This is a genomic window from Betaproteobacteria bacterium (assembly GCA_016720925.1).
Classification (GTDB): Bacteria; Pseudomonadota; Gammaproteobacteria; order Burkholderiales; family Usitatibacteraceae; genus UKL13-2.
This window is the reverse complement of the sequence record JADKJR010000001.1, coordinates 239,187-252,615: the sequence shown is the minus strand read 5'-3', so window position 1 is coordinate 252,615 and position 13,429 is coordinate 239,187. Positions and strand designations below refer to the sequence as shown.

The 13,429-nt window shown below is 57.7% G+C and carries 15 protein-coding genes; 4 read left to right on the top strand and 11 right to left on the bottom strand.

Features of this window, described 5'->3' with window-relative positions:
- Positions 1-46 precede the first annotated feature (46 nt).
- The 9 genes from IPP88_01275 to IPP88_01235 form a co-directional block, all read right to left on the bottom strand.
- The gene (locus IPP88_01275) at positions 47-481 is read right to left on the bottom strand and encodes a nuclear transport factor 2 family protein (GenBank protein ID MBL0121399.1); all 435 of its coding nucleotides are present in this window, start codon (positions 479-481) and stop codon (positions 47-49) included.
- Complete coding sequence (locus tag IPP88_01270) at positions 478-1,257, bottom strand: SDR family NAD(P)-dependent oxidoreductase (protein ID MBL0121398.1); 780 nt, start codon at positions 1,255-1,257, stop codon at positions 478-480. Before IPP88_01270 ends, IPP88_01275 begins: the two co-directional genes overlap by 4 nt.
- Before the next feature lie 235 nt (positions 1,258-1,492).
- On the bottom strand, positions 1,493-2,011 hold the full coding sequence (locus IPP88_01265) for a DUF3833 domain-containing protein (protein MBL0121397.1): 519 nt from the start codon (positions 2,009-2,011) through the stop codon (positions 1,493-1,495).
- Positions 2,011-3,363 carry an MFS transporter gene (locus IPP88_01260; GenBank protein ID MBL0121396.1) on the bottom strand — a complete coding sequence of 451 codons (1,353 nt, stop codon included), beginning with the start codon at positions 3,361-3,363 and terminating at the stop codon, positions 2,011-2,013. Before IPP88_01260 ends, IPP88_01265 begins: the two co-directional genes overlap by 1 nt.
- 8 nt (positions 3,364-3,371) lie before the next feature.
- Positions 3,372-3,920: a chalcone isomerase family protein gene (locus tag IPP88_01255; protein ID MBL0121395.1), complete on the bottom strand. Its 549-nt coding sequence runs from the start codon at positions 3,918-3,920 to the stop codon at positions 3,372-3,374.
- Positions 3,921-3,924: 4 nt separating this feature from the next.
- Positions 3,925-5,139 carry a class I SAM-dependent methyltransferase gene (locus IPP88_01250; GenBank protein ID MBL0121394.1) on the bottom strand — a complete coding sequence of 405 codons (1,215 nt, stop codon included), beginning with the start codon at positions 5,137-5,139 and terminating at the stop codon, positions 3,925-3,927.
- A 31-nt stretch (positions 5,140-5,170) separates the two neighbouring features.
- Positions 5,171-5,983 carry a DUF1365 domain-containing protein gene (locus IPP88_01245; GenBank protein MBL0121393.1) on the bottom strand — a complete coding sequence of 271 codons (813 nt, stop codon included), beginning with the start codon at positions 5,981-5,983 and terminating at the stop codon, positions 5,171-5,173.
- 2 nt (positions 5,984-5,985) lie between these two features.
- Positions 5,986-7,365, bottom strand: coding sequence for an FAD-dependent oxidoreductase (locus tag IPP88_01240; protein MBL0121392.1), 1,380 nt, complete (start codon positions 7,363-7,365; stop codon positions 5,986-5,988).
- A 36-nt stretch (positions 7,366-7,401) separates the two neighbouring features.
- Positions 7,402-7,995: a heme-binding protein gene (locus tag IPP88_01235; GenBank protein ID MBL0121391.1), complete on the bottom strand. Its 594-nt coding sequence runs from the start codon at positions 7,993-7,995 to the stop codon at positions 7,402-7,404.
- 238 nt (positions 7,996-8,233) lie between these two features.
- Between IPP88_01235 and IPP88_01230 the strand changes: the two genes are divergently transcribed.
- The 4 genes from IPP88_01230 (at position 8,234) to IPP88_01215 (ending at position 11,862) form a co-directional block, all read left to right on the top strand.
- On the top strand, positions 8,234-8,848 hold the full coding sequence (locus IPP88_01230) for a TetR/AcrR family transcriptional regulator (GenBank protein ID MBL0121390.1): 615 nt from the start codon (positions 8,234-8,236) through the stop codon (positions 8,846-8,848).
- Positions 8,849-9,032: 184 nt separating this feature from the next.
- Positions 9,033-9,890 (top strand): ferritin-like domain-containing protein, encoded by an 858-nt coding sequence (locus IPP88_01225; GenBank protein MBL0121389.1) that lies wholly within the window; start codon positions 9,033-9,035, stop codon positions 9,888-9,890.
- Positions 9,891-9,928: 38 nt separating this feature from the next.
- Positions 9,929-10,414, top strand: coding sequence for a D-glycero-beta-D-manno-heptose 1-phosphate adenylyltransferase (gene rfaE2 / locus IPP88_01220; protein ID MBL0121388.1), 486 nt, complete (start codon positions 9,929-9,931; stop codon positions 10,412-10,414).
- A gap of 47 nt (positions 10,415-10,461) precedes the next feature.
- On the top strand, positions 10,462-11,862 hold the full coding sequence (locus IPP88_01215) for an FAD-binding oxidoreductase (protein MBL0121387.1): 1,401 nt from the start codon (positions 10,462-10,464) through the stop codon (positions 11,860-11,862).
- A 69-nt stretch (positions 11,863-11,931) separates the two neighbouring features.
- Here IPP88_01215 and IPP88_01210 read toward each other — a convergent pair whose 3' ends face one another.
- The gene (locus IPP88_01210) at positions 11,932-12,648 is read right to left on the bottom strand and encodes a hypothetical protein (protein ID MBL0121386.1); all 717 of its coding nucleotides are present in this window, start codon (positions 12,646-12,648) and stop codon (positions 11,932-11,934) included.
- A 2-nt stretch (positions 12,649-12,650) separates the two neighbouring features.
- On the bottom strand, positions 12,651-13,421 hold the full coding sequence (locus IPP88_01205; GenBank protein MBL0121385.1) for a type III pantothenate kinase: 771 nt from the start codon (positions 13,419-13,421) through the stop codon (positions 12,651-12,653).
- Positions 13,422-13,429 lie beyond the last annotated feature (8 nt).

The following is a 13,429-nucleotide window of genomic DNA, read 5'->3' as shown; positions in this document are numbered from 1 at the left end:
CTTTGCCACCGACCGATGCCATTTTTCGCCATGCGAAAGACCGGTGTTATCCCATGCGTTTTTTCAGAAACCGCATTAGCCCGCCCACGACCGGTAACTGCTCGTACAATTCGCCGGCCGCATCCCAGTAGTCGCGGTGATAGTGGACGCGCCCATCCACTGCAAAGCGAATGTGGGAGGCACCGTGTATTCGACGGTGCTGTTCGGGCTTGAGCGTCCTGATGCGGAAATCAAAGTCCCAGATCAGCATCGCGCCGTGATCCTGTTCAATCGTCTCAATGATGGTGAAGCGCGGCCCTTCCAGGCGCACAAACATGTCGGCAAAGATATGCTTGATTGCCTCGATGCCGGTCACGTCGTTGAACGGATCGCGAAAACAAGCATCTTCGGTATAGACGTCGGCAATTGACGCAACCGTCTCCGGCGTCAATGTCTGCCAGTAGTGAACAAGCCTGTGCAGGGGGTCGCTACGCATGGTCATGATTTTGTTGATCGCTTGATGACCGGAAAATACAACGAGTACGGCAACTGACGCAAGGCCTTCAGCAAGCGCGTGAACGCTTTTGGAAAGTGAATCTCGAATTCGCCTTTGCGGAATCCCTTGATGATTTCCGCCGCGGCCGCTTCCGGCGTGATCAGGTATGGCATCTTGAAATCGTTCTTGTCGGTCATCGGCGTCTTCACGAATCCTGGACAAATGAGGTATACATCGAGGCCCTTCTCTTTGAGGTCGATGTACAGCGTCTCGGCCAGGTTAATCAGCGCTGCCTTGGTCGGCCCGTACACCAGGCTATTCGGCAAACCGCGATAGCCGGCGACGCTGGATACCAGCGCGATCCCGCCAGATCCCTGGTTCATGAACCGGGGTATTACCACTGACAGGCCATTGAGAAAACCCTCCCAGTTGATCGACACCATCCGCCTGGCAAGCGCCAGATCAATTTCCCACGCACGCATGGCCGCGTAGTCGCCCGCCATGAAAATAACCAGATCATAGCCGCCCCACGCTCCGACCAATTTTTCCTCGGCCCTCTTGATGGTCTCTACCTGCGTAATGTCCAGCGGCAAGGCGAGGGACTGCGATGGCCCAAGGCGCTTGACCATCTCATTCAGTTTGTCTTCGCTGCGCGCCGACACCGCGACCCTGGCGCCCAGGCCATGCAACTGAACGGCCAGCGCAGCGCCGATGCCGGTGGATGCGCCAACAATCCACACGCGCCTATTCGACCAGTCAGCAATTTTGTTGTTGAGGGACATATTGATTCTTTGAACCTGTTTCTGCCTTGCAAATAAATGATCAAAACACCATGACTGGCGCGGCTTTCCAGCCATTTTCGGCCCGGAAGCCCCGCCCGCGCTGGTGTTTGAATCCTGATGTCATCAACAAAAACTTCCGCGCCACAGAAAACAAGGAGGGTAAAGAGCGTCCCTCTCGCTTCCACGACCGTTTTTGCCTTTGCGTCTTCTATGGTTCACGCGCCTGCCGCCGCAACTACCGCTTGCGAAAGAAAATTGTGATCTCGGCAAACTGCACGCCGAGCTTGCTCATGGCGGTGCGATTGGTCAGCGTCTTGTCGTCGATCATCCACATCCAGTCGTCCATGTTCATTTCGTAGCCGCCGACATCGTCCGGCAGCCGCAACTTGTAGCGCCACTGCAGCGCATTGCCGGCCGCCACGCCTTGCGCTTCACCGACCACATCGGCAGCGGTGCCGACATAGCGATCTCCGTCCTTGCGAATTTTCCACACACGTTTTTCCGTCTTGCCATCCGACCAGCGAAACGATTCATCGAGCACGCCTTCGTTGCCATTCCATGTGCAATCCATCTCTACCACCATGCGCCTTAACACTTTTCCGGAGCGGTCCTGCACCATGCCCCAACCGTCGACCTTGCCATTGAAATAGGTCGAGAGATCGAGTTTTGGCGTTTCCTTGATGTAGTCGATTGGCGCGATGGTTTCGCAGCCCGCCAGCAGCACGACGAGACACATGGCAAACATTTTTTTCATCATGATGTCGCTTCCGTAGGGATTGGATCGCCAACCGCTGCCGGCGAGAAAAACGGCGACCGCACCAGAAACAGCGCCGCGATGGCCTTCAATGCACACGGCAACAGCGCATACACGGCCGCCAGGTAAATCAGCGCTTGCGGGTCGGTGGTCAGCCGCGACTGGTAGCCGAGCAGCGCCAACACCGGCAGTGCGATGCCCGCCGCGAGCGCCAGATTCATTTTCGTCACCAGATTCCACAGCCCGAAATACGCGCCCTCCAGGCGACCAAGGTGCCTGCGCTCATCATCGTCGATCACGTCCGCCAGGATCGATGGTGGCAATGCGAGGTCCGCACCCAGTCCCAGACCGGACAAGGCACAGATCAGCATGAATGGCATTGCATCGCCCGGCCCGAGCAGGAATGCCCAGATGAACGCGGCGATGGACAGCACCATGCCGATGAGCCATGCGCGTCCCTTGCCGGTGCGCGCGGATAGCCACACCCACAGCGGCATGCCGAGCGCACCGGCGGCGAAATAGACGATCAGAAAATAAGCCGATAGATCCGCACGCTGGACAACGTCTTCAATAAAGAACAGCACGAGCGTGGCCGGTATCGACGCCGCGATGCCGTTAAACACAAAGATGAGCAGCAGGTGGTTGAATCGCGCGTTTTTCAACGGCGTGGTCATTGCGCGAAGGGCGCTGTGGGTCGACACACGAGAACGCGCAACCGGCGGCGGGGAAAACTTGATCGACACCACGACCATCGCCAACAGCAAGGGCGCAAAAATATAGGCGAAGATCGTGTATCCGTCACGCGGGCCCATGGATTTCGACAGCACTTCCGGCAGTGCCGCTGCCAGAAAGACGCCAACCAGCCCGAGCCCTTCGCGAATCGAGGTGACACGCGTGCGCGCGACGGGATGATCGGAAATCTCCGCGCCATAAGCTTGATAACTGATCTGCAACATGCTGAATGCGGTGTAGACCAGCATCAGCATTGCGATCAACCATGCGCTCAGCGCGGCGGCGTCCCAATGCGGCGGACGAAACAGGCCCAGCATGCCCAGCGCCAGAAACGGCGTTCCCAATACCACCCAGCGCCATCGGCCGCCCCGGCGATCGCGGGCTCGGTCGCTCCAGTAGCCGAGCAGCGGGTCCTGCACGGCATCGAACAGGCGCGCAGCCAACAATAGCCCGCCGATAGCGATCAGATTCAGGCCCATGACGTCAGCGTAGAACTTCGGCACGTGAACATAGATGGGCAATGCTGCCATCGCCAGAGGCAGCGCCGTGAGGCCATAGGCGAATAGCCGCCAGGAGGAAATGTGGGCGGGCGGCGCGGCCAACGAGTCTGTCTGCGGCATCGGGATAGCTACTTTGCCGGCATGCCGAGCAGGCGGGTGCGGACGCCGGGCGCGCTGGTCTTTTCCGACAGCCAGATATCGAAGAAAGCGCGGGCAAACTCCGGGTCCGCGACGGAGGCGATAAACTTTTCGCGTGTGTAGAATCGCGCTTCTTTCCCTGGCACGGATACACCAACCAGTGTGTCGCCCTGCCTGATATCCGGAAATATCTTCACCATCTCCTCGCCCCAGCGCTTCAACTTTGCTTCGTCGTTATGTCCCTGATCGCGCATTTCCTTGATGCTGCGTTCGGCGATATCGCGTCCGCTGAGCGACAAGTCGTAGATCAGTTCGAGCGCGAACGGGTCCATGTGGGTGAACGACTTCATGGCTGTCCACAGACGCACGTCGTAAACCTTGAAGCCAAGAAACCGCATCGTGCCCTCGCCGAACGGCGTCAACCCCGGCACATCTCGCGTTACCACCGCCGGCAGCATCTGTGCGATGCCAGGCATGGCACCTGCCAGCGACGCCGCAAGCAAAGTCCTCAGCGCCATTTTTCGCAGGGCCGCCATCATGGGGTCACTTTTTCAATTCGATCTGCATGACGTCGGTCCGACCGCAGCGGAAGGCGGCTTCGCAATAGCAGAGATAGAACCGCCAGAGCTGCAGGAATTTTTCGTCGAAACCGAGCGGCTTGATCTGATTGGCGCGGTCATTGACTCGGTGCAGCCACCATTTCAGGGTCTCCGCATAATCGATGCCGAAACAATATGGCTCGCCAGTCGATAATCCTGCCGCCTCCGCACCGGCGATGAAACGCGGAATCGGCACCAGCATGCCGCCGGGAAAAATGTATTCCCGAATGAAATCACTGGTCTCGCGGTAGCGGGCGAATGCGTCCTCGGCGATGGTGATGGTTTGAATCATCGCGCGACCACCTGACTTCAGGCGCTCGCGAACTACTTTGAAATAGGTCGGCCAGTAACGCTCGCCGACCGCCTCGAACATTTCAATCGAGACGATGTAATCAAACTCGCCACGAATATCGCGGTAGTCGATCAACTGCAAGTCCACCAGATGATCGAGCTTGGCATCCGCGATGCGTATGACCGCAAATTCCAGTTGCGCGCGCGATAGCGTCACACCGGTGACATGCACACCGCGAGTCCGCGCGGCATGTTCCGCAAAACCGCCCCACCCGCAGCCTAGTTCCAGAATCGTCTCGCCGGGCTTTGGGTCGAGCACCGTGAGCATGCGTTCGTACTTGGCGATTTGCGCCACTTCCATCGGCGTCGAGAAATTGCCCTCGAAGACCGGCGCCGAATAGCTCATGGTCTCATCCAACCACAACCGGTAAAAGTCATTCGACAGGTCGTAGTGGGATTGAATATTCTTTCTGGCGTTATTCTTCGTGTTGCTCCGCAGCAGGTGTTTGATGCGGAACAGCAATGCCACCAGCGGCCTGCCATAGAACACACTCTCGAGCGCTTTCTGGTTTTCGGTACAAAGCGTCAGGAAGGCGGTGAGATCGGACGTGAAAACGCGCCCGTCACGATAGCATTCCGCGAGACCGATTTCGGCAGACTTGAATACCTCGCCCGCGACGCCCCAATCAGCGAACCTGATATCGGCGATCGGGCCTGGACACCTTCCCCGAAACTGCGTCGTATAACCTTCAGGTGACGTAAAGGAAAGAGCGCCTGTCTCGAGACGTTTCATCAGTCCATAGAAGACTCTTGCGACGGCGGGCAACTTGGCATCAATAGGCAGCGAGGTGAGGTCAGTGGCAGTCATGGTGTGAATAGTGAATGGCGGTTAGGGTGAATTAACGAGTGGTGTGAATGGAAGGCGGCGCGGGCTTGGTGAAAGATGGCACGCGCTTCATCCAGAGTTTCAGCGCCTGCCAGTGAATACGCGCCACCACGCCAAACGTCATCAACGGGTGGCTGAAACAGGCAAGTAGTACCGAGCGCGACGTCAGCGGCGCGGGCGTGCCATGGAGGGTGGTGACGATCATTCTTTCAGCGTCGTTTCCGCGCGTATCGTCGACGCTGCCGGTGTCAATGGCGTCGTAATAGTCAATCTGCGCGAAGGCGCGACCGGCGATCTGTTCAAAACGGAAGCGATAGTGGCCTTTCACCTCGCAAAACGGCGAGACGTGAAACACCTTGCGTGACGTAAGCCAATCGCCTGCCGCGATGGGACGCTGGTCCGGGTGGGCAACCAGATAGTTGTGACGTTCGCCGAAGGTGTTGCTGACCTCGGCAAGTGCCGCGCGCAGCTGTCCGTGTGTATCGAAGCAATACCAGAGGCTGATGGGATTGAAAACATAGCCGAGCAGTCGCGGGAAAGTCTGCAAAACGATCTCTCCGTCGGCACGGTCGATACCTTCTCGGTTGAGAAGTTCGCGCATCCAGACCTCAAGGCTGCTGCCGTCGCGAGGGCCATGGTCACGCTTCATGAAGGACAGCAGATTGAAGCGATCCGTCGACAGCCAGCGATTGCCCAGTTGATCGAGCCTCGACAGCGGCACGCGTAGAAAAAAAACGCCATAGGAAAACTGGTGTTCCGCTGGACGGAATCGTTTGTGGAACACGCTGCCCAGACACAATTCCGGCTGCGCATTTTCAGGCCACATACTCATGAGTCGATGCCCGGGTACGACCGCGAAAGGTCATTTGCGGCAGGCACCTCGGTCGTCCATGGCACGGTCGCACCTAGCGCCTTTGCGACCGCAATACCCGACATCAGTCCATCTTCGTGGAACCCGTAACGCGTCCAGGCACCGGCAAACCACGTGCGCTGTCGGCCCTGGAGGTGCCGCAGTGCGCGCTTGGCCGCAGCGCTTTCCGCCAGAAAGACCGGATGATCGTAGCGCATGGTCTTGATTACCTTGGCCGGATCAGGCGCAACCAACGGATTCATGGTCACGATCACGGGAGATGTGAAGGGAAGCGGCTGAAGGCGGTTGAGGAGGTAAGACAATGAAACCGGTGCGTCTGCATCGGCGTTTCTGGCAATCGGCTTCGCTTGCGAATCCCAGGCGGTATAGTTCCAGGCCGCCCAGGCTCGCGGGCGTTCTGGCAGCAATCGCTGGTCCGTGTGCAGCACCGCCGTATTGGCCTGATAAGGAATGCCCGACAGGATCTCACGCGTCCGGTTGTCGGCGTCGATGCTGGTATTGGCGTTGGCGAGGAGAACCAACGCCTGATCGGTGTGACATGCGAATACCACCTGATCAAACCGCTCGTTGCCAGAAAGGGCGGTGACGGTGATGCCCGCTTCATCGCGCGCGACGCACGTCAACCCCGAATTGAGTCGGATATCCGGGATATCGACGGCGAGTTTTCGGACGTAGTTGCGCGCGCCGCCAGTGATGGTGCGCCACTGCGGACGATCATTTACCGACAGCAGGCCGTGGTTGCGGCAGAAAGCGATAAATGTGGCAAGGGGGAAATCGTCTATTTTCTGCGTCGGCGTGGACCAGATGCACGCTGCCATCGGTTTCAGATACCAGTCGCGAAACGCATGGCCGTAGTTGTTTGCCAGCAGATACTCACCCAGCGTCCCGCGCAGCACCTGCTTGGTGTCTGCCAGCGCGGTGGAGGCGCGATTGAAGCGCAGTATCTCTTGCAACATTCCCCAGAACGCGGGTTTCAGCAGGTTTGAGGGTTGTGCGAACACGGTGGAGAGCTTGTCCGAGCCGCACCATTCCAGCTTTCCCCTTCCATTCGTATCCAGCAATTTGACGCCAAATGACATGTCTGACGGTGCGACCGCGACGTTCAGGTGTTTCAACATGGCAATTAAATTTGGATAGGTCCAGTCGTTGAAAACCAGGAATCCGGTATCGACGGGAAAAGTAATGCCATCAACCGTGGCATCCACCGTGTTCGTATGTCCGCCGAGATAGTCGTTCTGCTCGAACAGCGTGACCTGATGCGCGCTTTCCGCATGGCGCGATAGCAGCCACGCACAGGAAAGGCCGGCAATACCTGAACCGATCACGGCAATTTTCATTTTGCCTTTCGCCCCTGCGCGTCGGTGCGGAGGGAGCTAATTGCGCGCGACATTGCGTGGCTCGACTTCAACCATCACTTCGTTACGCCGCAGAAACCAGGGCATGAAAGGAGGGTCATAGCGGGCAAATTCGACCATGCCTCGTGCACGCCATCCCGCCTTGGTGATCTCGTCGCTGAGCACCCGTTCATGTTCGCCGTAGCGTGCTGCACTCCACGTGCCGGAATAGCTGAGTACCGCCATCTTCCGCGATGGGATTTCCCGGATGGTGACGCGATCATCATCTGGCAGCGGAATGGCTTCGCGCGTATAGCGCCCCGGCATCACGAAGGCGATGACATAGTGGCCGGCATCCTCCGACACAGGTGTCTGCGACACAGGTGCGGTCATGTCGATCTTTTCACCACTGGCGCGTCCGGCAGATTGGCTCACCGGCGCGGTCATTTCGATTTTTTCCTGCCGCCGATTGTTGCCGGAAATGTAGTTGAACAATGGACGAAAGGCGAGATTGCCGGCCTCGGCAAAGTCCGCTTTTACCCGTGTTTCCGCCACCAGGTAGGCAGCATACTCGCGCACTTCAATTCGGCCGCTCTTCCCGATCAGCGTAAATGCAGGCTCGTCAACTGCCATTGCGGGTAGCGCCATTGAGCCGGTGGATAACAGCAGTGCGACTTGAACACCCAGCCGCATCGTCAATCTCTTCCACATTACGTGCTCCAATTCTTTTCATTGCCATCGAAAGCCCACCAACGTTGACACTTGGATTCATTGCATATTGGTGGCACAATTGAATTATTGGCCTGCCAAGTCACTTCATGACTGATAAGTCACCAATTGAACCAATAAGTTCACATAAAGTCAATCAACAATGCTTACGATAAAAATTCCATTTAAAAAACAACAGTTTGACGCCAGAGAAGAAGCCATCCTCGACGCCGTAAACCGGCTATTATCGGAAAAGGGTTTTGACCTGATGACCATGGATGACGTCGCAGATGCGGTTGGAGTTGCCAAGGGCAGCCTGTACAAGCATTTCTCGTCCAAGGAAAAACTGGCGGCGGCAGTAATGACCCGCCTGCTGGCCCAGACTGTTGAGGTCCTGGAGGGAATGCCGACGGAGTGGCGTGCAGCAAAGCGTCTTGAAGAAATCCTGCGCTGGTCGCTGCAACACCGCATGCGGGGCGGTGTCCCGCACCTGCCTTCCACGCGAGGCGCACTGCAGCGCGCGCTTTTGTTCAACCTGGAATACATGGCGCTCGCGCTCAAGGTAAACAAGCGGTTCTATGCGCTGGTTGAAGAAGCCAAGAAAGATGGCGACATCAATCGCGCGGTTCCCGACGATGTCATCGTCTACACGCTATACGCCCGTTCGTGCGACCCGACAGTCGAGTATCTTCGCCGCGATGGCAAGCTCTCGGACGAACAGATTGTCGAGACGATGGTTGAAGCGACATTTCATGGACTGGCCGGTCGCGGGGCGTGAGTTCCGCCCAAAGAATCACCAAACTGTCTTTTTTCCGTGTTGCAATACAATGTCGTTTCTGGGTGGCATCCGCCGATGCACAATGGACGCCATGAAGTAACAATTGAATCGTCAGTGGCCTGCCGTGGTTTATTCCTTAACGGGTACTTCAATGAAAACAAAATCTTCAAGCAAGCCAATTCCCATGCTGTATCCCGATCTGTTTCGCGATCTTGAAAAAGCCCGCTGGAATATGGCGAGCGATATTCCATGGGATAGCTTTGATGGCGCCAGATTGAGCGATGAACAGGCGAAGACGATCAAGATGAATGCGATCACCGAATGGTCCGCGCTGCCCGCCACCGAAATGTTTTTGCGCGACAACCAGGACGACAGTGATTTTTCTGCTTTCATGTCGATATGGTTTTACGAGGAACAAAAGCACTCGCTGGTTCTGATGGATTACCTGAAGCGCTTCCGGCCCGACATGGTACCGACGGAACAGGAACTGCACGCGGTACGCTTTCCGTTCGATCCTGCGCCCGCACTGGAAACACTGATGCTGCATTTCTGTGGCGAGATCCGCCTTACCCAGTGGTACCGCCGCGCGGCCGAATGGCATACCGAGCCGGTGATCAAAAAAATCTACGACACTATTTCCAAAGACGAGGCCCGCCATGCCGGCGCCTATTTCCGCTATATGAAGCGTGCGGTCGAGCGAATGGGCGGGGAAGCCAAATTGGCCTTTGCCAAGATCGGTGTTCTGATGGCAAGTTCCGGCAAGAGCAGGAAGCCCCTGCACCCGACGAACCTGCACGTCAACAAGTCGCTTTTCCCGAATGACACGGTGCAATCGCGGCTGCCCGATCCCGAATGGCTCGAGCGCTGGCTGGATACGCAAATCCAGTTCGACAAGGTGTGGGAAAACCGCGTCATCAACGGCATTCTCAAGCAAATGTCCACGCTGTTTGAGCGCACATTTGAAACGTCGACCGACCTGAATCGTTTTCGCAAGGAATTGATCGAGACACTTTCGCCCGCGGCAGCGCCGCAGGCTGCCTGATCGAATCGCGTCTCCCGTATGGCGGTTACAATATCGCCATGCGTCCTTCATTCGAAAACAAGTTCTGCGCGCCCGGGGATCTCGCGCGTCTTGCCGCGATGCAGCCACGCAAGCTGGTCTTCACCAACGGCGTTTTTGATGTCCTGCATCGTGGCCACGTAACCTATCTGGCCGAAGCGCGCGCACTGGGTGCCTCACTGCTTGTTGCATTGAATGCGGATGCCTCGGTCAAGCGCCTGGGAAAAGGTAATGACCGCCCGATCAATACGCTCGAAGATCGGATGGCCGTGATTGCGGCACTGGAATGCGTAAGCCTGGTCACCTGGTTCGAGGAAGACACACCGTTGCAACGCATTCTCCAATCGCGCCCGGACGTGCTGGTCAAGGGGGGTGACTGGGCCATCGACAAGATTGTCGGCGGCACCGAAGTAAAAACATGGGGCGGTACGGTGCACGCCATTGCGTTTCAGTTTGAACGATCCACCACCGCGATGCTGGCGAAAATACGCGCGGCTGAAAAATAGCGGCACTACCCGCCACACTTTACCCGCCACACGAAAGATTTCAAGCGATGCGCAGCGAATTGATTCAGCGATTGCAGGATATCGTCGGTGCCGCTTATGTCATCACTGGCACGGACGATATCGCGCCGTATCTGACCGATTGGCGCGGCAACTACGTCGGCAAAGCCGCCGCAGTCGTCCGTCCAAGCGGCACCGAAGAAGTCGCCGCCGTTGTAAGGCTATGTGGAGAACTTCAAGTGCCCATCGTCCCGCAAGGTGGCAATACCGGGATGGTTGGCGGCAGCGTTCCCGATACCTCGGGCACCGCGATCGTGCTCTCGCTGAGGCGCATGAACCAAATCCGCGCAATTGACGTCGCCAACAACGCCATGACCGTAGAGGCCGGATGCATCCTGCAGGCCGTGCAGGACGCCGCGCAGGAAAGTAACCGTTTCTTCCCGCTTTCGCTGGCAGCCGAAGGCAGTTGCACCATCGGCGGCAATCTCTCCACCAATGCCGGCGGCACGGCGGTGCTGCGCTACGGCAACACCCGCGACCTGGTGCTGGGCATCGAGGTGGTCATGCCCGATGGCCGGCTGTGGAGCGGGCTGCGCGGGTTGCGCAAAGACAATACCGGCTACGACCTGAAGCACCTGTTGATGGGCGCGGAAGGCACGCTTGGCATCATCACCGCCGCCGTGCTGAAGCTCTACCCGGCGCCGCAACGCACTTGCACCGCACTGGTGGCCGTGCAAAATCCGGCCGCAGCTGTTTCATTGCTTGCCACCATTCAGGCGGCCCTGGGCGACCGGCTGACTGGATTCGAGATGATGTCCCGCGTCTGCCTCGATCACGTCATCAAATATTTTCCCGCGACGGCTGAGCCCTTCGAGGTACCGCACGCCTGGCAAGTGCTGGTTGAGCTGACCGATACGCAAAAGGACACAGCGCTGGAAGACGGACTTGCCGCCGCCCTCGAACCTGCCTTCACTGAGGGCTCGGCAATTGACGCCGTGATCGCCTCGAGCGAATCGCAGGCGCAAGCGCTGTGGAATATTCGCGAACACATTCCCGACGCTGAAAAGCAGCGGGGCAGGAGCGTGAAGCACGATATTTCGGTACCGATTTCCCGCATTGCGGAATTCATCACCCGTGGCGATGCCGCGCTCAATGCCGCCTTTCCCGACGCGCAAGTAATATGTTTCGGCCATATCGGCGACGGCAACTTGCACTACAACCTGAGCTTTCCGGGTGCAACGCCAACCCCTGCGCAATCCAGTGGCGCCAATGAAATTGTCTACTCACTACTCGACGAAATGCACGGTTCCATCAGCGCGGAACATGGCCTGGGACAATTGAAACGCGACGAAATCACAAAGCATAAGTCGGCGGTGGAACTTGACATCATGCGTGCCATCAAGAAAGCGCTGGATCCGCAGGGCATCATGAATCCAGGAAAGGTTCTATAGCGAAAATTTACAAAACACCAGCATTGACGGGCATTGCAAGCCTAAAATGTCTGAAGCGCCGCACCAGTACTAGGGTTTTGTTTTTTCACCGGCCTTTGTATCCGCGACATTTACACCGGTTGCCAGTACAGCAGCCGGACAAGTCACCGCTTTGAGCGAACTGCCCTCGAATTCACGCTGCATGATGGTCAATCGCGCGATCATGTTCATGTCGGGCTCCCGTACCGTAAAAAAAGTTTCTCTCAGCTGTGCGCCGCGCGGCGTAACCTGCAGGTCTTTCGCCAGCGACGCAGCCTTGGTCTGGATGTCGGCCGCGGCTTTCTTCGAGGCCTCATCACTGGAAAACACGCCGAGTGAAATCGAGTTATCGCCCATCACGGATACATCTTTTACCCCGGCCTTTTTCAGATTGGCGACCAGCGTCTCGGCGGCGCGCTTGTCCTTTTGCGCAGGCAGCCATACCGCAAATCGCGTGTAGTCCTCGATATTGCGCGAACTCAGGCGGTCGCCGAGATTCATGGTGGCAAATACGATACCGCCCCGTGCGCTATCCGCCGGCTTTACGCCAAACTCCACGCATGCCGACCCCTTGAGGCTCTCGGCCACCTTGCGTGCGACCAGCGCATCGGCCTGCGCTTTGCCTGGATCCGCGACGGAAACGATCTTCAATCCATTGCGGTTGAATTCCGGCGGCAGCATATTTCCCGAACCCGTCTCGGACAAGTAGAGGTACGCACCAAAGGCGACATTGGCAAGCAGGAGCAGAAAGAAAATGAAGCGGGCCATATTCAGGAAAATGAAGTCGACGACGCGATTTCGAGCAAGCCGTCAAGAACCAGATTGTCGTTGATCGACACCGGAAACGGAAGGTGCGGGCTCAGCATGTGAATGGTACCGCCGCCTGCGATGCAGTGCGGCATTTCGCCGGTCTGCGCGGAAAGATGCGAATACATGCGCTGCACTGCGCCGCTACAGGCTTCGATGGCGCCGGCTGAAATGGCGTTGAGCGTATTTCGGGGAAAGGCCTGGTATTCCCCTGGCTCACCCGGCAGTTGCGCCGTGCCGCGATTCAGCGACGCCCGCATCAACGCCAGGCCCGGTACGATAACGCCGCCGAGAAATATGCCGTCGGCTGTTATTGCGTCGACGGTGAGTGCGGTGCCGGCCATGACCACCAATAGCGGGGCCGGCGCTACGCGCGTCGTGGCATGTGCCGCAATCATCGCGGCCCAGCGATCGGTACCCAATGTAGCAGGCGGCTGGTAGCGGCTGGTGACGCCGCACTGCTCAGCCTGCGATTCAATGAGCGTGATCGGTTTGCCGAATCCGTAGAGCGCATCCTTGAGGCGATTGGCGACTTCGGTGCCAGCGACATTTGAAATCAGGATCCGGTCCACTTGCACATCCGCGGGCAAATGGCTGAATGCGTCTACCGTTGCGGCCGCAACCGATACGGTCGCCGTTGCAAACGCGCCACGCAAGGACCACTCGTTGCCATCGTGAATGCCCCACTTCACGCGGCTGTTTCCGGCATCAACTGCGAGAATTCTCTTTCTCACCACGTTAT